The organism is Klebsiella sp. ME-303 (genome assembly GCF_007910085.1).
GTDB lineage: Bacteria > Pseudomonadota > Gammaproteobacteria > Enterobacterales > Enterobacteriaceae > Klebsiella > Klebsiella michiganensis.
Map to the genome: position 1 here is coordinate 82,776 of NZ_VOJB01000095.1, position 18,260 is coordinate 101,035.

Annotated in this window: 18 protein-coding genes and 1 tRNA gene; 9 read left to right on the forward strand and 10 right to left on the reverse strand. The window is 56.7% G+C overall.

Annotated elements, in window-relative coordinates; genetic code table 11:
- Positions 1–6 precede the first annotated feature (6 nt).
- From FQK12_RS23170 to yejF, 3 genes are read left to right on the forward strand one after another with little or no spacing between them, the layout of a single operon-like run.
- Positions 7–1,101 carry a microcin C ABC transporter permease YejB gene (locus FQK12_RS23170; protein ID WP_004122930.1) on the forward strand — a complete coding sequence of 365 codons (1,095 nt, stop codon included), beginning with the start codon at positions 7–9 and terminating at the stop codon, positions 1,099–1,101.
- On the forward strand, positions 1,101–2,126 hold the full coding sequence (locus tag FQK12_RS23175; RefSeq protein WP_004852714.1) for an ABC transporter permease: 1,026 nt from the start codon (positions 1,101–1,103) through the stop codon (positions 2,124–2,126). The genes FQK12_RS23170 and FQK12_RS23175 overlap by 1 nt, the downstream gene beginning before the upstream one ends.
- 1 nt (position 2,127) lies before the next feature.
- Positions 2,128–3,717, forward strand: coding sequence for a microcin C ABC transporter ATP-binding protein YejF (gene yejF / locus FQK12_RS23180; RefSeq protein WP_014230176.1), 1,590 nt, complete (start codon positions 2,128–2,130; stop codon positions 3,715–3,717).
- A 3-nt stretch (positions 3,718–3,720) separates the two neighbouring features.
- Here the strand turns inward: yejF and FQK12_RS23185 are convergent, their stop codons facing one another.
- The 3 genes from FQK12_RS23185 to rsuA all read right to left on the reverse strand — a co-directional run bounded on the left by FQK12_RS23185 (position 3,721) and on the right by rsuA (position 6,308).
- Complete coding sequence (locus FQK12_RS23185) at positions 3,721–4,065, reverse strand: YejG family protein (protein ID WP_004122937.1); 345 nt, start codon at positions 4,063–4,065, stop codon at positions 3,721–3,723.
- A gap of 330 nt (positions 4,066–4,395) precedes the next feature.
- Positions 4,396–5,592, reverse strand: coding sequence for a Bcr/CflA family multidrug efflux MFS transporter (locus tag FQK12_RS23190; protein WP_014230177.1), 1,197 nt, complete (start codon positions 5,590–5,592; stop codon positions 4,396–4,398).
- Positions 5,589–6,308 carry a 16S rRNA pseudouridine(516) synthase RsuA gene (rsuA, locus tag FQK12_RS23195; RefSeq protein ID WP_014230178.1) on the reverse strand — a complete coding sequence of 240 codons (720 nt, stop codon included), beginning with the start codon at positions 6,306–6,308 and terminating at the stop codon, positions 5,589–5,591. The genes FQK12_RS23190 and rsuA overlap by 4 nt, the downstream gene beginning before the upstream one ends.
- Positions 6,309–6,456: 148 nt before the next feature.
- Between rsuA and FQK12_RS23200 the strand changes: the two genes are divergently transcribed.
- Positions 6,457–8,214 (forward strand): DEAD/DEAH box helicase, encoded by a 1,758-nt coding sequence (locus FQK12_RS23200; RefSeq protein ID WP_014230179.1) that lies wholly within the window; start codon positions 6,457–6,459, stop codon positions 8,212–8,214.
- A gap of 137 nt (positions 8,215–8,351) precedes the next feature.
- The gene (rplY, locus tag FQK12_RS23205; protein ID WP_004114143.1) at positions 8,352–8,636 is read left to right on the forward strand and encodes a 50S ribosomal protein L25; all 285 of its coding nucleotides are present in this window, start codon (positions 8,352–8,354) and stop codon (positions 8,634–8,636) included.
- A gap of 61 nt (positions 8,637–8,697) precedes the next feature.
- On the opposite strand, the gene FQK12_RS23210 is transcribed toward rplY, so the two are convergent.
- Positions 8,698–9,291: an NUDIX domain-containing protein gene (locus tag FQK12_RS23210; RefSeq protein WP_014230180.1), complete on the reverse strand. Its 594-nt coding sequence runs from the start codon at positions 9,289–9,291 to the stop codon at positions 8,698–8,700.
- A gap of 80 nt (positions 9,292–9,371) precedes the next feature.
- On the opposite strand from FQK12_RS23210, the gene FQK12_RS23215 reads away from it, so the two are divergent.
- Positions 9,372–10,130: a DeoR/GlpR family DNA-binding transcription regulator gene (locus tag FQK12_RS23215; RefSeq protein ID WP_014230181.1), complete on the forward strand. Its 759-nt coding sequence runs from the start codon at positions 9,372–9,374 to the stop codon at positions 10,128–10,130.
- Positions 10,131–10,179: 49 nt separating this feature from the next.
- Here FQK12_RS23215 and yejK read toward each other — a convergent pair whose 3' ends face one another.
- Positions 10,180–11,187, reverse strand: coding sequence for a nucleoid-associated protein YejK (gene yejK / locus FQK12_RS23220; protein WP_004122954.1), 1,008 nt, complete (start codon positions 11,185–11,187; stop codon positions 10,180–10,182).
- Between the two features lie 178 nt (positions 11,188–11,365).
- Between yejK and FQK12_RS23225 the strand changes: the two genes are divergently transcribed.
- From FQK12_RS23225 to FQK12_RS23235, 3 genes are all read left to right on the forward strand, one after another.
- Complete coding sequence (locus tag FQK12_RS23225) at positions 11,366–11,593, forward strand: YejL family protein (protein ID WP_004133900.1); 228 nt, start codon at positions 11,366–11,368, stop codon at positions 11,591–11,593.
- 19 nt (positions 11,594–11,612) lie between these two features.
- Complete coding sequence (gene yejM / locus FQK12_RS23230) at positions 11,613–13,373, forward strand: LPS biosynthesis-modulating metalloenzyme YejM (protein WP_014230182.1); 1,761 nt, start codon at positions 11,613–11,615, stop codon at positions 13,371–13,373.
- 77 nt (positions 13,374–13,450) lie between these two features.
- Positions 13,451–13,527: transfer RNA gene (locus FQK12_RS23235), tRNA-Pro, on the forward strand.
- Between the two features lie 293 nt (positions 13,528–13,820).
- Here FQK12_RS23235 and tssE read toward each other — a convergent pair.
- The 5 genes from tssE to FQK12_RS23265 form a co-directional block, all read right to left on the reverse strand.
- The gene (tssE, locus tag FQK12_RS23245; RefSeq protein WP_014230184.1) at positions 13,821–14,273 is read right to left on the reverse strand and encodes a type VI secretion system baseplate subunit TssE; all 453 of its coding nucleotides are present in this window, start codon (positions 14,271–14,273) and stop codon (positions 13,821–13,823) included.
- Positions 14,266–14,802, reverse strand: coding sequence for a type VI secretion system lipoprotein TssJ (gene tssJ, locus FQK12_RS23250; RefSeq protein WP_014230185.1), 537 nt, complete (start codon positions 14,800–14,802; stop codon positions 14,266–14,268). Before tssJ ends, tssE begins: the two co-directional genes overlap by 8 nt.
- Positions 14,783–15,886, reverse strand: coding sequence for a type VI secretion system baseplate subunit TssG (gene tssG, locus FQK12_RS23255; RefSeq protein ID WP_032693684.1), 1,104 nt, complete (start codon positions 15,884–15,886; stop codon positions 14,783–14,785). Before tssG ends, tssJ begins: the two co-directional genes overlap by 20 nt.
- Complete coding sequence (gene tssF / locus FQK12_RS23260; protein ID WP_014230187.1) at positions 15,841–17,604, reverse strand: type VI secretion system baseplate subunit TssF; 1,764 nt, start codon at positions 17,602–17,604, stop codon at positions 15,841–15,843. The genes tssG and tssF overlap by 46 nt, the downstream gene beginning before the upstream one ends.
- Before the next feature lie 23 nt (positions 17,605–17,627).
- A partial coding sequence (locus FQK12_RS23265) for a hypothetical protein (RefSeq protein WP_146295773.1) occupies positions 17,628–18,260 on the reverse strand: 633 nt, incomplete at its 5' end.

An 18,260-nucleotide genomic window follows, 5' to 3' on the forward strand; every position in this document is an offset into this window, starting at 1 on the left:
ATTAAGATGGGTGCATATCTGCTCCGCCGACTACTGCTCATCATCCCCACCCTGTGGGCGATTATCACCATTAACTTTTTTATTGTGCAGATCGCGCCCGGCGGTCCGGTCGATCAGGCGATTGCGGCGATTGAGTTCGGCGACCGCGGCGGCTTGCCCGGCGCCGGAGATGGCGGCATGGCCGCCAGCCATGCGCGTACCGGGGTCAGCAACATCAGCGATGGGCACTATCGCGGCGGGCGCGGGCTGGACCCGGAGGTGATTGCCGAGATAACCCACCGCTACGGCTTTGATAAGCCGCTGCACGAGCGTTATTTTAAAATGCTCGGTGATTATCTGCGCTTTGATTTTGGCGATAGCCTGTTTCGCAGCTCATCGGTACTGCAGCTGATTAAAGACAGCCTGCCGGTCTCTATCACCCTGGGCCTGTGGAGTACGCTCATCATCTACCTGGTGTCGATTCCGTTGGGGATCCGTAAAGCGGTCAGCAACGGCAGCCATTTTGACGTCTGGAGCAGTACGCTGATTATTATCGGCTATGCCATCCCGGCGTTCCTGTTTGCCATTTTGCTGATCGTTATCTTTGCCGGCGGCAGCTATTTCGATCTCTTTCCGCTGCGCGGGCTGGTGTCAGCCAACTTCGACAGCCTGCCCTGGTACCAAAAAATCCTCGACTATCTCTGGCATATCACCCTACCGGTGCTGGCAACGGTGATCGGCGGTTTTGCCGCCCTCACGATGCTGACCAAAAACAGCTTTCTTGATGAAATCCGCAAGCAGTACGTGGTTACCGCACGCGCCAAGGGCGTCAGCGAAAAGCAGATCCTTTGGGGCCACGTGTTTCGTAACGCGATGCTGCTGGTGATTGCCGGTTTCCCGGCCACCTTTATCAGTATGTTTTTTACCGGCTCGCTGCTGATTGAGGTGATGTTCTCGCTAAACGGACTGGGACTGTTGGGCTATGAGGCCACCGTATCTCGCGATTACCCGGTCATGTTCGGCACGCTCTATATTTTTACTCTGATTGGCCTGCTGCTGAATATCATCAGCGATATCAGCTATACGCTGGTCGATCCGCGAATCGATTTTGAGGGCCGCTAATGTCATTTTTTAGTCCCGTCAATCAGGCCCGCTGGGCGCGTTTTCGCCACAACCGCCGCGGCTACTGGTCGCTATGGCTCTTTTTAGCGCTTTTCGCCTGTAGCCTGTGCGCAGAGCTTATTGCTAACGATAAGCCGCTGCTGGTTCAGTACCGCGGCAGCTTCTACGTTCCGCTCCTGAAAAACTACAGTGAGACCACCTTCGGCGGCAGCTTTGCCACCGCCGCCGACTATCAGGACCCGTGGCTGCAAAAACGGCTGGCGGATAACGGCTGGGCCCTGTGGGCGCCGGTTCGTTTCGGCGCGACGACCATTAATTTCGCCACCGACGCGCCCTTCCCTTCGCCGCCGTCAGGACAGAACTGGCTGGGCACCGATGCCAACGGCGGGGACGTGCTGGCGCGTATTCTGTACGGCACGCGCATTTCCATTCTCTTTGGACTGCTGCTGACCTTCTTCTCCAGCGTACTGGGGGTGATGGCCGGCGCCGTTCAGGGGTATTACGGCGGGAAGATTGACCTCTGGGGGCAGCGGTTTATCGAAGTCTGGTCGGGAATGCCGACGCTGTTTTTGATTATCCTGCTCTCAAGCGTTGTACAGGCCAACTTCTGGTGGCTGCTGGCCATTACCGTGCTGTTCGGCTGGATGACGCTGGTCGGCGTGGTCCGGGCTGAGTTCCTGCGCACCCGTAACTATGATTATATCCGCGCCGCGCAGGCGCTCGGCGTCAGCGATCGCGCCATTATTCTGCGCCATATGCTGCCTAACGCCATGGTCGCCACCCTGACCTTCCTGCCGTTCATTCTGTGCAGTTCGATAACCACCCTGACCTCGCTCGATTTCCTCGGCTTTGGCCTGCCGCTGGGCTCCCCTTCGCTGGGCGAACTGCTGTTGCAGGGTAAAAACAACCTGCAGGCGCCCTGGCTGGGCATCGCCGCCTTTCTGTCGGTGGCGGTCCTGCTGACATTATTGATTTTTATTGGTGAAGCGGTTCGCGACGCCTTTGACCCAAGCAAGGCGGTGTAGCATGACGCAACCTTTGTTAGATATCGATAACCTCTCCATCGCCTTTCGCCAGCAGGGTGAGACAACTCCCGTCGTCAGCGAACTGTCGCTGCAGATTGCCGTCGGCGAGACCCTGGCGCTGGTCGGCGAGTCCGGCTCCGGGAAGAGCGTGACCGCGCTATCGGTGCTGCGGCTACTCCCGTCGCCGCCGGTCAGCTATCCTGCCGGCGACATCCGTTTTCACGGCCAGTCGCTGCTGCACGCGGATGAACGCACCCTGCGCGGCGTGCGCGGTAACCGCATTGCGATGATCTTTCAGGAGCCGATGGTTTCGCTTAATCCACTGCATACTCTGGAAAAACAGCTGTACGAAGTGCTCTCTTTGCATCGCGGGATGCGCAAAGAAGCGGCGCGCGGGGAAATCCTCGACTGCCTCGATCGCGTCGGCATCCGCAGCGCGCCCCGGCGGCTGGCCGACTATCCCCATCAGCTTTCCGGCGGCGAGCGCCAGCGGGTGATGATCGCCATGGCGCTGTTAACCCGCCCGGAGCTGCTTATCGCCGACGAACCCACCACCGCGCTGGACGTGTCGGTGCAGGCGCAAATCCTCACGCTGCTGCGGGAGCTGAAGCAAGAGTTGAATATGGGGCTGCTGTTTATCACCCATAATCTGAGCATCGTTCGTCAGCTCGCCGACCGCGTCGCGGTGATGCAGAACGGCCGCTGCGTGGAACAAAACGGCTGCCGGGCGCTGTTTTCCGCCCCCGAACACCCTTATACCCGCCGCCTGCTGGATAGCGAGCCGTCGGGCGATCCCGTCCCGCTCGCACCCGATGCCCCGGTGTTGCTGCGGGCGGAAAATTTGACTATCGCCTTCCCGATACGTAAAGGTCTGCTGCGGCGAGTTGTCGATCATAACCGGGTCGTTAACGCCCTCAGCTTTCATTTGCGCGCGGGAGAAACGCTGGGGCTGGTCGGCGAGTCCGGATCGGGCAAAAGCACCACCGGGCTGGCGCTTCTGCGTCTGATTCATTCCGATGGCGCGATCGCCTTTGACGGTGAGGCGCTTCAGGGACGTAATCGTCGGCAGATGCTGCCGCTGCGTCGTCGCATGCAGGTGGTCTTTCAGGATCCTAACTCATCGCTAAACCCGCGGCTCAACGTGCTGCAAATTATCGAAGAGGGATTGCGCGTCCATCAACCGACGCTCACGCCGGCCGAACGGGAGCAGGCGGTGATTCAGGTGATGCAGGAGGTCGGCCTCGATCCACACTCACGGCATCGCTACCCTGCCGCCTTCTCCGGCGGCCAGCGTCAGCGCATCGCGATCGCCAGGGCGCTGGTCGTCAAACCGCAGCTTATCGTGCTGGATGAGCCCACCTCATCGCTGGATAAAACCGTACAGGCGCAAATCCTCGCGCTGCTGAAGGCGTTACAGCAAAAGCATCAGCTGGCCTATATTTTTATCAGCCATGATTTACGCGTCGTGCGGGCGTTGTGTCATCAGGTGATGGTGCTGCGGCAGGGGGAAGTCGTCGAGCAGGGTGAGTGCGAGCGCGTATTTACCGCTCCGCAGCAGGAGTATACCCGTCAGCTGCTGGCGTTAAGCTGACGGTCAGAAGGGATTGTTGCCGGAGAAAGGTTCCGCAATCGCCACGCCGAAATTTTTCAGGCGGCAGGTTGCAGCGAATTCGTCCTGACGGTTAACAAACAGGCACGGTTCCCCTTCGCATTCAACGACAGAGCTGTCGACCTCGATGTCGCTAAGCGCCTGGCTGAGCTTATGCATGACCGGCCACGCGCTTTCGCCATCGGGGCTGAGTAATTTCAACGCCACGAGGCTGTTTTCGCTCTGGGCGCCGTTTTGCGGAATCGGTTCAACTCTTGAACCTGCAAAACCGGCCAGCCAGCGATAGCTCTGCGGCAGACGGTGTACGATAGAGAGTTGCAGTGTATTCACGTGTTTACCCCGGAAGCAAAATACTTCACAATAATTTTACATCAATACTAACACATTATTGACAACCAGTCCTCTTCCTGCACAGAAAACGCTTACACCAGTGGCATAGCCGTGTTATTGGTTTGTAATGTAAAAGTTTATAATTGTGCAGATGGAACATCTTCGGGCTATATGTACCCGTTTCTGTGATCTAAAACAACTTTTTTATCGCAATCATGCGACTTTTTGAACGATTTGATTTTACATAAAATAAACAAATCGCTGAACAGAGAAGCCAGATTTGGTTGACATGCATCAAAAAAAGGGGCGATATCGCCCCCCTGAAGTCGCTTAGCGCGCGGCTTTGCGCCGTCGGCTGGCGTAGAGGTAAAAGAGGATGGAGCTGCTGGCGCAGAAGGCGATAGAAATCAGCATTGGCCAGGCGGTGGTAAACGTCGCCATCGACAGCAGCGCGCCGACAATGGCGCCAATCCCGAAACGGAACGTCCCTGCCAGCGAGGAAGCGGTCCCGGCCATATGCGGAAACTCATCGAGAATCACCGCCATCGCGTTAGAGGAGACCATCGAAACGCAGCCGATGAACGCCGCCACGCCAAACACCAGCGCCCAGAACCCCACGCCAAACAGCGCGCACACGACCATCCACGCCGCCATCGCAAACTGGATCCATAGCCCGGCGCGGAACATGTTCAGCGCCCCAACCCGCCGCACAAAGCGGCTGTTGATCATGGTCATGACAAACAGGAAGACGACGTTCAGCGCAAAATAGTAGCCAAAGTGCTGCGGTGAAACGTGGTTGATATTGATATAGACAAACGGGCCGGCGCTCAGAAACGAGAACATCCCGGCGAAGCTGAAACCGCTTGCCAGCATATAGCTCAGCACCCGCTTGTGGCGAAACAGCGTCGCGAAGTTGCCGAGCGTAGTGCGAATATGAAATTTCTGCCGGCGTTCCGGCGGCAGGGTCTCGCTAATAAAGAAGGCGATCATCGCCGAGGCTAATAGCGCCGCCACCGCGAGGATCCAGAAGATCGCATGCCAGCTAAACCACACCAGCACCGCTCCGCCGACCATCGGCGCCACCAGCGGCGCGACGGTGGTCACCAGCATGACGAACGACATCATCCGCGAGAACTCTTCCTTGGGATAGATATCGCGCATCAGGGCGTTAATCACCACGCTCGCCGCCGCGGCCGCCAGGCCGTGGAAAAAGCGCATGGTGATCAGCATATCGATAGTCTGCGACAGCGCGCAGGCCACCGCCGCCGCGGCAAAAACCAGCGTGCCCCCCAGTATCACCGGTTTACGCCCCATGCTGTCCGCCATTGGGCCATATAAAAGCTGGCCCAGGGCAAAGCCCAGAATATAGGTACTGAGCGTCATCTGCGCGCTGCCGTCCGGCACATTAAACTGCGCCGCAATCACCGGCAGCGCCGGAAGATACATATCGATCGACAGCGGCATTAACATGGCCAGCAGGCCAAGAATAAACACAATCCCTAATGAAGAATTCTGCTTTGCCGTCACGTTTTACTCCGCGCATGTTGGCCGCCAACGCTGGCAATTTCTTCTGCCGTCAGCGGACGATATTCACCCGGCGCCAGCGACGCATCAAGCGCGATATCGCCAATACGTTCGCGATGCAGGCCAACCACATGATTCCCCACCGCGGCAAACATCCGCTTCACCTGATGGTAGCGCCCTTCGCTAATGGTCAGGCGGACTTCGGTCGGCGTCACCACTTCCAGCACCGCCGGTTTGGTCAGGTCTTTCTCATTATGCAGCTGAACGCCTTTGGCAAACTGCTCGGCGGTGGACTCATCCAGCGGATTTTCCAGCGTCACCAGATAGGTTTTTTCGCAATGGTGGCGCGGGGAAGTAATGCGGTGCGACCACTGGCCATCGTCGGTCATCAATACCAGTCCGGTGGTGTCGATATCCAGACGCCCCGCGGCGTGCAGCTTGTGCGCCACCGGCTCGTCGAGGAAATAAAGGACCGTCGGATGATCCGGATCGTCGGTGGAACAAACGTAACCCTGCGGCTTGTTGAGCATAAAGTAGCGCGGGCCGGTCTGCTGAACCAGCGTATTGCCGTCATACTCGACGTCATGCTCCGGCAGAAGCTTGAAGGAGGAGTCTTTTACAATGTCGCCGTCCACGGTAACGCGGCTGCCGCGGATTTCACGCCCGGCAATAGCCCGGCTAACGCCAAGTTGCTGAGCGATAAACTTATCAAGTCGCATGAGATTTTTTTAGCCTGTACAAGTGCTGGAGCGGGCAACGCGCCCGAAAAAGAAGAATTTCATGGGGTAGTATAACGGGCTATTAACACCACTCAAGGGAAAAGATTCGTGGCATACTATTCGCGAGTTAATTAACCGCCATAAATTCATGACATTTACATTACGTCCCTACCAAAAAGAGGCGGTCGACGCGACGCTCGCCTGGTTTCGCCGCCATCATGAACCTGCCGCGATTGTGCTGCCGACAGGCGCAGGTAAAAGCCTGGTTATCGCCGAACTTGCGCGCCTGGCGCGCGGTCGCGTGCTGGTGCTGGCGCACGTTAAAGAGCTGGTGGCGCAGAACCACGCCAAGTATTGCGCGCTCGGCCTGGAAGCGGATATTTTCGCCGCGGGCCTCAAGCGTAAAGAGAGCCACGGTAAAGTGGTCTTTGGCAGCGTGCAGTCGGTCGCCCGCAACCTCGACCAGTTTCAGGGCGAGTTTTCGCTGCTGATCGTCGACGAGTGCCACCGCATCAGCGACGATGATGACAGCCAGTATCAGCAGATTATCAGCCACCTTCAGCAGGTCAATCCGCACCTGCGCCTGCTGGGGCTGACCGCGACGCCTTTTCGCCTCGGTAAGGGGTGGATTTACCAGTTCCACTACCACGGCATGGTGCGCGGTGATGAAAACGCGCTATTTCGCGACTGTATCTACGAGCTGCCGCTGCGCTATATGATTAAGAACGGCTACCTGACGCCGCCGGAGCGGCTGGATATGCCGGTGGTTCAATATGACTTCAGCCGCCTGCAGGCGCAAAGTAACGGCCTGTTCAGCGAGGCTGATTTAAACCACGAACTGAAAAAACAGCAGCGCGTCACGCCGCATATCGTCAGCCAAATCGTTGAATTTGCCCAAACGCGCAAAGGGGTGATGATTTTCGCCGCCACCGTTGAACACGCCCGCGAAGTGACCGGGTTGCTTCCGCAGGGCGAAGCGGCCTTAATCACCGGTGAAACGCCGGGGCCGGAGCGCGATCGCATCATCGACGCGTTTAAAGCTCAGCAGTACCGCTATCTGGTTAACGTCGCGGTACTGACGACCGGCTTTGATGCGCCGCATGTCGATCTGATCGCTATCCTGCGCCCGACCGAGTCGGTGAGCCTTTACCAACAGATCGTCGGCCGCGGCCTGCGCCTGGCGCCGGGTAAGACGGACTGCCTGATTCTCGATTACGCCGGGAATCCGCACGACCTTTACGCGCCTGAAGTGGGAACGCCGAAGGGGAGAAGCGACAACGTGCCGGTCCAGGTTTTTTGCCCGGCATGCGGTTTCGCCAATACCTTCTGGGGGAAAACCACCGCCGACGGCACGCTGATTGAACACTTTGGCCGCCGCTGCCAGGGCTGGTTTGAGGATGACGAAGGCCATCGCGAGCAGTGTGATTTTCGTTTTCGCTTTAAAAACTGCCCGCAGTGTAACGCGGAAAACGATATCGCCGCCCGCCGCTGCCGCGAGTGCGATACCATCCTGGTCGACCCCGACGACATGCTGAAAGCCGCGCTGAAGCTTAAAGACGCGCTGGTGCTGCGCTGTAGCGGTATGGATCTGCAGCACGGCGCGGATGACAAAGGCGCCTGGCTAAAAATTACCTATTACGATGAAGATGGCGCGGATGTTAGTGAGCGCTTCCGCCTGCATACGCCCGCCCAGCGTACCGCCTTTGAGCAGCTCTTTATCCGCCCGCATACCCGAACGCCGGGCGTGCCGCTGCGCTGGATAACGCCCGCCGATATCCTCGCCCAGCAGGCGCTTCTGCGCCATCCGGACTTTGTCGTGGCGCGCATGAAGGGGCAATACTGGCAGGTGCGGGAGAAAGTATTTGATTATCAGGGCCGATTCCGCCGGGCCAACGAACTGCGCTAATCGCCCTCACGTCTGAGGTTTTGGTTGCTGCAAACACCTATGGCGGCTATAATGCCGCCCGCTTTTGCATTCGCAAAGCAGATAATCTGCCTGCTGCTGGGTCGCCTGTAGCAGGATTTATATATAGAGAGACATCAATGTTTACTATCAACGCAGAAGTACGTAAAGAGCAGGGTAAGGGTGCGAGCCGCCGCCTGCGTGCAGCTAACAAATTCCCGGCCATCATCTATGGCGGCGAAGCTGCGCCAGTAGCAATCGAACTGGATCACGACAAAGTGTGGAACATGCAGACCAACGCTGAGTTCTACAACGAAGTTCTGACCATCGTTGTTGATGGCAAAGAAGAGAAAGTTAAAGCTCAGGCTGTTCAGCGTCACCCGTTCAAGCCGAAGCTGACTCACATCGACTTCGTTCGCGCTTAATCGCCGACTGAAAGTTGTATGGCAAGCGCCCCGCTCCGCAAGGTTCGGGGCGTTTTGTTTATCAGTCGAGTAGCGTTGACCTGTTCAGCGCAAGATGCTGCACCAGCATAATCGTTTTCGCATCGACGATTTCCCCTTCGCGAATAGCCTGCAACGCTTTTTCCAGCGGCCACTCCAGCACTTCGATATCTTCCCCTTCCGTCGCCAGTCCGCCACCGTCGCCGCGCCGATCGTCGGCAGAGTATTCGGCAATGAAAAAGTAAAGCTTCTCCGTCACCGAACCGGGGCTCATGTAAGCGGTGAATACCGGCTCAATACGCGTGACGCGAAAACCGGTCTCCTCTTCGGCTTCGGCAACGATGCGCGCTTCCGGGGAAGCGTTATCCAGCAGTCCGGCGGCGGCTTCGATCAAAAATCCATCATGACCGTTAATCCACACCGGAAAGCGAAACTGGCGAACCAGCACTACCGTTTGCTTTTCACGATTGTAGAGCAGGATCACCGCGCCGTTGCCGCGGTCGTAAGCTTCCCGGCTCTGCTCCTGCCAGCGTCCGTCCCGGCGCAATAGTTCAAAAGTATATTTCTTGAGCGTGTACCAGTTATCCGATAACAGCGTTTCGCGGATATGGCGAACGCGCGGTGCGTCAGCGTGCATGTTTTTCCCCTTTTAGGTGACAGTTAGCAACATAACATGCATAATCGTGCACAAACAAGATCACTCATGAAGGTATTTTGATGCTCGCCAGCCAGAGAAAACAGCAGATTTTGCAGATCCTCGCCGAGGAAAAACAGGTGATGTCCGGGGATCTCAGCCAGCGCTTTAGCGTATCAGAGGACTCCATTCGCCGGGATCTGCGGGAGCTGGCCGCGGAAGGCAAGCTGCAGCGCGTCCACGGCGGCGCGCTGCCGGTTTCCGAAGCCATCGCGCCTATTGAAACAAGAAAGAACGTGCAAATCGCCTCAAAGCAGAGCATTGCCCAGCGCGCGGTTGAGCTCATTCAGCCCGGTCAGGTAGTGGTTGTCGACGGCGGCACCACCACCGGGGAGATGGTGCGCCTGCTGCCGGATAACCTCGCGTGTACCGTGGTCACCCATAGCCCGGGGATTGCCGTCGCGCTGGTGGAAAAACCGCTCATCGAGGTGATTTTGATCGGCGGCCGGTTGTTTAAACATTCCGTCGTCAGCGTCGGGTCTGCGGCCCTCGAGAGTATTTCCCGTATCAACGCCGATCTGTTTTTTATGGGCGTCACCGGCGTTCACCCACGGGCGGGATTCACCACCGGTGACTATGAAGAAGCGGGCATTAAACGCGCGCTGGCGGCGCGGGCTGCCGAAACGGTGGTGATGGCGTCACAAGAAAAGCTTAACTCCGCGTCGGCCTTTGCCATCGGCGAGCTGGGGGCAGCCAGTACGCTGATCGTGGATACGACCCTGGACGAGGCGCTGCGACAGCAGCTAACCCTGGCGGGGGTAGAAATCCTCTACGCCCTGTAATGCGGGTTCAGGCAAAAAAAATCCCGACTCGACGTCGGGATTTTACGCATTAATTTCCGCCAGAAGTACGGCGCTGTAGCTGGTCGCGCAGGTTCGGCGGCGTGCCTTTTATGGTTAAGGTATCCGTAGCCGGATCCCAGAACACCCGCTCGCCCAGCAGCATAGCGTCAAAATTAATGGTTAACCCGCCGCCGCTGCCGGCAAACTTGGTTAACTGACGCAGCGTGCTGCGATCCGCCGGGAAGCTCTCTTCCAGCTCGTAGCCTTGTTCGGCGGTAAATTCCTGAAAGGTCTTCTCGCTGACGCCCGCCAGCTCTTTCGACAGCGACTCCAGCTCGATTTCCTCACCGGCCTGCAGCTGTTCGTTGCAGTAGCTGTATACCTGCTGGCGCACGTTTTGACGTTCAGATTTATCCAGCTGCGCATCGGCGGCGAAATCATCCAGCGCCTGCAGCAGGCCGCGGTTCTGCGCTTTGGCGTTCAGCCCTTCGCTGGCGCCGAGGAAATCCATAAAGAAATCCGCCACCTTGCGCCCTACCCGCCCCTTCAGGAAGGTCAGATAGCGCGTTGACTCCGGGTTGGTTTCCCACTCGGTTAAATCAATACGCGCGACGATATCCGCGTGATTGATGTCCAGATAATGGGTGGAGCTGATATCCAGCTCTTCGTTGACTCGCATGCTGCTTAGGTTGTTCAGCACCGCCACCATCAGATATTCCACCGCCAGATAACGATACTGGCAAAACAGCACAATACCGCCTTCTGCAAAGGGATATTTTGCCAGTTCGTCGCGCAGGCGCCCGGTAGCGGCGCGGCTAAACGGCAGGAACGCTTCTTCGCCCTTACGCTGCCCGCGCAGCGCCTGCGCCAGCTCGCTCTCTTCATTAAACAGGCCGTAGGCTTTATTTTTTGCGCTGTAGACACGATGTAGTTCGGCCATCATCTCGACAACCGTCGCCGTCGGCTCCAGCAACGATTCGCGCAGCACCAGCTCCAGATTTTGTTCATCACGTTTGATTAACTGATGCAGGGCAATCTGGTCGATATCCAGACTCATGTTAAACTCTCCTTTTAGACCGGGCGGTATTCAACCACCGCGGGGGCAACGACGCAACCGCCGAGTGACTCTTTGCGAGCGAAGCCGCGCGCTTTTGCGTCGTGGCGAAAAAATGCGGAAAAAAAGCTGCTGCTACGGTAATATGTTGCCCTTTCACGAACAAACAGATTTTGAGTTTATGCCGCAATTATCCCGCTATAGCGATGAACACGTCGAACAGCTGCTCAGCGAGCTGACGAGCGTTCTGGAAACACATAAAGCGCCCGTTGACCTTTCACTGATGGTTCTGGGCAATATGGTGACTAACCTGATCAACAGTAGCGTCGCGCCGGCGCAGCGTCAGGCCATCGCCCGTTCTTTTGCCCAGGCGCTGCAGTCATCTATCAACGACGATCCAGCGCACTAAGGATAACGAACAACAGTATATGGTGACTCTTCGTCAGCCCTACCGAGAAAAAGTCTCCCAGATGGTCAGCTGGGGGCACTGGTTCGCCCTTTTCAACATGTTGTTGGCTATGGTGCTCGGCAGTCGCTATCTGTTTGTCGCCGACTGGCCAACGACGCTTGCCGGACGCCTCTTTTCGTACGTCAGCCTCGTTGGTCACTTCAGCTTCCTGGTCTTTACCAGCTACGTGCTGATTCTTTTCCCGCTGACTTTTATCGTCGTCTCTCAGCGCTTAATGCGCTTTATCTCGGTTATTCTGGCGACCGTGGGCATGACGCTGCTGCTGATCGACAGCGAAGTTTTCACCCGTTTCCACCTGCATCTTAATCCCTTTGTCTGGGAACTGGTTATCAACCCCGACCAGAACGAGATGGCGCGCGACTGGCAGCTGATGTTTATCAGCGTACCGATCATTTTCCTCCTGGAAATGCTCTTCGCGACCTGGAGCTGGCAGAAGCTGCGCAGCCTGACGCGCCGCCGCCACTACGCCCGACCCGTTGCCTGGTTCTTCTTTATCTCCTTTATCAGTAGCCATCTGGTCTATATCTGGGCGGATGCCAACTTCTATCGTCCGATCACCATGCAGCGGGCCAACCTGCCGCTCTCCTATCCGATGACGGCGCGCCGTTTCCTGGAAAAACATGGCCTGCTCGACGCGCAGGACTACCAGCGCCGTCTGGTGGAACAAGGCGCGCCGGAAGCCGTCTCGGTGCAATATCCGCTGAGCGATCTGCGTTATCGCGATCTCGGTACCGGTTATAACGTGCTGCTGATTACCGTTGATAACCTTAATTATTCGCGCTTTGAGAAAAACATGCCGGCGCTGGCCGGGTTCGCGAAAGACAACGTGAACTTTACCCAGCACATGAGCTCCGGCAACACCGCTGACAGCGGCATGTTTGGCCTGTTCTACGGTATTTCACCGAGCTATATGGACGGCGTTCTGTCTGCGCGCATCCCTGCGGCGCTGATTACGTCGCTGAATCAGCAGGGTTATCAGCTGGGCCTGTTCTCATCAGATGGCTTTAGCAGCCCGCTCTACCGTCAGGCGCTGCTGTCAGATTTCTCACTGCCCGTCGCGAAAGCGCAAAGCGACGAGCAGACGGCAAACCAGTGGATTAACTGGCTGGACCGCTACGCCCAGGATGAAAACCGCTGGTTCTCGTGGGTTTCGCTCAACGGCACTACCTTTGACGACGGGCAGCAGCAAAACTTCGTCCGCCGCTACGGTAACGCCGCGGGCGCGGTCGATACGCAAATTGGCCGCGTGCTGAACGCGCTGCGGGAAGCGGGCAAGCTGGACAACACGGTGGTTATCGTGACCGCGGGCCGTGGAATGCCGCTGAACCCGCAGCATGAGCAGTTTGGCTGGTCGCGCGAGCAGCTGCAGGTTCCCTTAGTGATCCATTGGCCGGGCACGCCGGCTCAGGAGATCGCGACGCTGACCGATAATAAAGACGTGATGACGACGCTGATGCAGCGTTTGCTCCACGTCTCTACCCCGGCCAACGAGTATTCGCAAGGTGAGGATCTGTTTAGCGCCGCCCGCCGTCGTGCCTGGGTCACCGCGGCCAATAGCGATACGCTGGCCATTACCACGCCGAAATTCACGGTTGTGCTTAATCACAACGGCACTTACCGAACGTGGAACAGCGACGGCGAGAAAATTAACGATCAAAAACCGCAGCTCAGCTTGCTGCTGCAGGTGCTGACCGATGAAAAACGCTTTATCGCTAACTGATTGATTATTTATAAATCAATCAGTCATTTCCCGGCTTGCATTCGCTTGGGGAACGGGTAATATTGTTCCCCACGAATCGGCACGTAGCGCAGCCTGGTAGCGCACCGTCATGGGGTGTCGGGGGTCGGAGGTTCAAATCCTCTCGTGCCGACCAAAAATCCCAGTAAAACCAGCCTCTTAAGGCTGGTTTTTTTATGCCTGTTTTTTGCGCGTGGAGTTAATGGGGTGAAACTGGGGTGAAACCCCGACAAAACTACATGACCGGGCAATCATCAAACTCCCCTAAGCCACGTTTCCATTGACGCCTGGAGCTGGCTGATCCGCTGACGAAACGCCGCGATATCCGCTTCCGCCTTAGTATCAAAGGCTTCGCTGCAGGAGTGCTGGTCCTGTAGTTTTTGAAAAAATCGTGATTTTGCCGACATACTTTTACTGTCCGTCAGGAAATTAGAGGTGGGTCTGTGCATCAAGATACTGCTGCTGTTTAAGGTAGCGTATCAGCACGCGCCCTTCAGGCATGAACGCCGTGCCGTAACGCACCAGACCGATGCCCCTGAGTTCGGCATCAATGGCATAACGCAATTCCCCCGGAATAGTCTGCTCAAGCAGAACCACATCAATTTTCTTAAGCCGCGGCTCGTACTTCAGCAGTACAGCCGATAACGCTCCCATCAGTTCATGGGCAGTCCCTGGCATCCCCTGCAGGATTTTAGTCATATCCGGCAGACCGTAGTCCGGCAGGTGCGCCAGCGTACCGGCGCGGCAGTTGAGGATACGCTGCATATTGTCCAGCACAGAAATGATGGTCTGGTTCTGCTCGCTGACCTGATACAGATCAATGCCGCCAGTAAAATTGCCGTAGAGCGTTTCATATAGTGACGGACGGGGTGACTCACTCATCTTTCAGCGCCTGCAGGGTCAGCCGGTTGTTGCCCGCTTCGATGACGCGTGCCTTATCCGGATCGAGGTCATCGCGGCTCAGCACCACCCGCCAGGTGTTGTTCTCCTGGTCCGGCGACATAAACATGCCAGCCACCGCAACATACTGCGCGGTTTCCTCCATCGGCATATCCACCATCACCGCCCCACCCGGCTGCAGACGAATATCTTTCTCCGCTATCAGGTCTGCTTTAATAGCCTGACTGTCAGCCTTAAACAGTGACGGGTAGTCCGTCGTGTCGAAGGTTTTTCGGTCCTTGAGCTGGTAAATACGTACCACCGTCGACAGTGCCACGCCGCCTGCATTGCTGTTGACGGCCTCGCGGGCGCGAATATCCAGATGCAGGGTCTTTATCTGCTTATAAAAAATTGATTTAGTCACGGCAACGGTGCCGTCTGTCACTTTTTGCGTCAGCCCACAGCCAGCGAGTATCAGTGTGATACCCGCGGCCAGCGCAATCTGAGGAAAATTACCAGCGATAATCGCCATCTTCATCGGTCTCCCTGCGGTGAATATTTTCCTGGACCCGCTCATAGCGGCCAAGATTGATGTTTATAATTTGAGGGTGTACGACGGTATTCGTCGCATTCAGCGGCCGCATCACGGCGGTGCGGCCCAGCTGCACTGCACCAGCTTTGGGTTTAGTACTCATCGTCGCATCCGGCAGCAGGCAACGGTCGACACATAACTGCAGGCGCACATCGAGCCGTGAGCCAAGATACACATGCAGCAGAGCCATTAAATCCGTGTGAAGCTCCCCGCCCGGTAGCCAGCCCGGCACTTCAGCCGGGTCAGTGGTGGTCAGACGCATCAGTACCTGACTATTCACATCGGTGGCATAGTTACCCATCACCGGACGGTTTGTCAGGGTGACGGGCTGGCTGACGCTCATGGTCAGGGGCTTCTTCAGCGGCACGCGGCGTTTGTCGTGGTGCCAGATTTTTACCTGCGTGCCGGGTGCCAGCAGACGCACCAGTGAGGCCATGCCTTCTGCAGTCCTCCCCGGCAGCATCATGACCGGCAGCAGCGCCAGAAAGCGTGAGGCTGGCGCGGCGATACTGTCTGTACAGCCGTCAATCCCGAGCCCGGCCAGCCCCAGCAGGTACTGCGAAGTTTTGTCCTTACCGCCTTCCTCAAAAGTTGCCGGATACGAATATTTCCGCCAGATGCGGTAGTACTGGGCAATCAGCCGGTGATTGAAGATATCGAGGAAATCCGCCGTGGCCTCGTACCCTTCCCGCCGCTGGGTGATATCATCGATATAGTGCGTCGGCAGCGGAGACTCCACGCCATAAAGCCCCATAAAGGTGATACGTACCGTCGGCGGAAGATGCGGGTACTCAGCAGCGTCGAATGACCTGATTTCTGAAGCCGGGAAGCCCATCCCCGGGTGCGGCCTAAAACGTACCGGCTCATGACGTACCTGCCAGGTGCTGCCCGTAACCGGTTTGTCCGGCTGGCTCTGCTCCAGCAACTGACAGAAGCGGTAAAAATTGATATATGGCAGCCGGTCACCCAGCCGCTCCATCAGCCTGGCAGGCGCGGACTGTGATTCTCTTTCCACCGGATGCATTTTCCTTCTGGCTGAACGATGAGGGTAAGCTGGTTGAACTGGTTCATATCGACATACAACGCAAAAAACCGGTTAAGCATTTCACCAAACAGATGAATATCGCCCTCACCGGTAAAACCATTGCTGTCGAGGGTCACTTCGATATCCAGGCCCCGTAGCAGGTAGCCCTGCTCAAAGCGCTGAAGGCGGTGATGCTCCACATGCTGAATAGCCTCCAGACGCCGGGTGTTCAGTTCATCTTCCTGCCAGTTATAGAGCGCAAGCGTCCCGCGCAGCACTTCAGCGGTACTCAGCATATTCAGGAATCCGGAGCCCAGGTGGCTCAGCACCCGCCAGTGGAATCGGTCTTCCGCAGGCGGGTAGACCGGCAGCGTCGGTTTGCAGAGGTTGCGTACTGAAAGCGGTGTACTGACCACCTGCTCACAGCGATCCAGCAGCGTGCTCTGCAATGCCCGGCGTGGTAACTGACCGTTGGTGCCGGTGATTTGTAGCGACACGGCTTCGCGGTCAAGGAGGCGGTCATCTTCCCACTGGTGACCGCCGAGGATAAGCCAGGTGTCATACAGCCCGGTCACACTGCGCTTCACGCGGGTATGGTAGTAACGCGGTGGTGCCTGGCGGCGCATCATCCCGCCTTTATGGCGGAAGGAGCTGAACGGCACATACTCCGCGTCGTTCGTCCGGTTTGAGCCGGTGACCGAATCCACGGAGTAAATCTCGGTGTGTCCGTCCTGCAGCCGTTTGGGGCGCAGCAGGTACTCACTTTCCAGGCCCGTAATGGTGAGCGGGTCCGCCTCCAGGGTGAACAGATTAATCACCGGCACGCAGTGCAGTCGAACCGCGTCATCGGTGACCGGCAGATCAGACGGCCACGGCGTGCTGAATACCACTTCAATGTCGAAGTACTCTGTCCCGGCAGGCGGCGTGATGCCGTCCAGGCCATTAAAGTGGACAAACATAAACTTGTCGCGGAAGGTGAAGTACTCCAGCAACAACTGGTAGCCGCTGAAGGCGGTATCCCCCTTCGGCCACAGCCCGTCTTCCTCCGAAAATCCTCCCGGCGAGAAGTACCCGTCAAGCCGGATACGATCGGTCTGCCCGGGCAGACGCATATACAGGGCAGCCTGTCGTTTCGTGAGCATCAGGTGCAGCTGACTGCTGACGGGTGCATCTGCGCCGAGATAGAGGCTCAGGCGGCTGAGGTCGGCATGCGACCAGTCCGCCTGACTACTGCAGGCCATGCGCATCCGCAACAGCGAACGTCCGTCAGGTTCGGTGGTCATGGTGACCGCTGAGACACTCAGGGGATTGAGCATTACATCCTGGGTCGTACGGTAACGACAGACCGTGTTCTTCGGCCCCACCGGGCGGGAGTACACCTCCAACCCCGCGGGCACGACTTCGGCCATTTTCATGGCATGCAGCGCTGGGGTAAGTGCCACCACCGAAAGCGACGGAATGGTACGCAGGTAATGCGGCCAGAGCATACTGACCAGCCCTTCGGTGAGTTCCGGCAGGTCGTCGTCAATCTTTTCGCGCAGCCGTCCCATCGAGAAAGCAAAGCCTTCAAACAGGCGTTCGACATACGGATCCGGTGTACCAGCTTTATCCAGGTCGAGCATCGCTGCACGATCGGGATGGGTTTGCGCGAACTCTTTTGCGGCTTCACGCAGGTAGCGCATTTCTGCATCAAAATAGCGCAGGGTCTGATCTTTCATATGCGTTCCAGCAGGAGTTAACCCTAGTGTTGTTGCCCGATGATTAAGCGTAGAAATGTGAGGGAGACAGGGAAAAATACGATATCTGCAGCAAGGGCCACAGGTGTGAGCACAATGTTGGTAGCAAGATTCTTCGGATAAAAATCGGTTTCATTGTCGGTCGCGTAAAATTCAACTTTATACTTTCGCCCCAGTGACTCGGTATTGGTGAATGTATAATTGAGACTTTTCCTTGGAAGAACTACGCCCTCAATATTGACATCTTTCCAGTATCCCCCCTTCGAGTTCTGGAAGCCTGAATGCTTAATGACATCTATATCGTATTCTGAAAGCTCACCTTCGCTTTTATTAACCCAGACACGTAACGAATCCTTAAAGCGAAAGATAGCATCCCCTTTTACAGAACGAGCCAACTGAAGCTTGAGCGTATTTTCTTCTTTATCTGCAATCAGTGGGATTTTGTCTGTTAATTTGTTTAAAGACAGTAACTCATCAGCCCCCCTTGTCAGAATATAGACATTTCTTTCACCTAAAAATGCGATACCTTCCGAAGGAATAATCAGAGGTATATTGGTCTTATCCTGAACAACAGAAGCGGAGATATTTTCATACTGAAAAATATCGGTGACACTATCCTGCATTTTCATAACATTCAC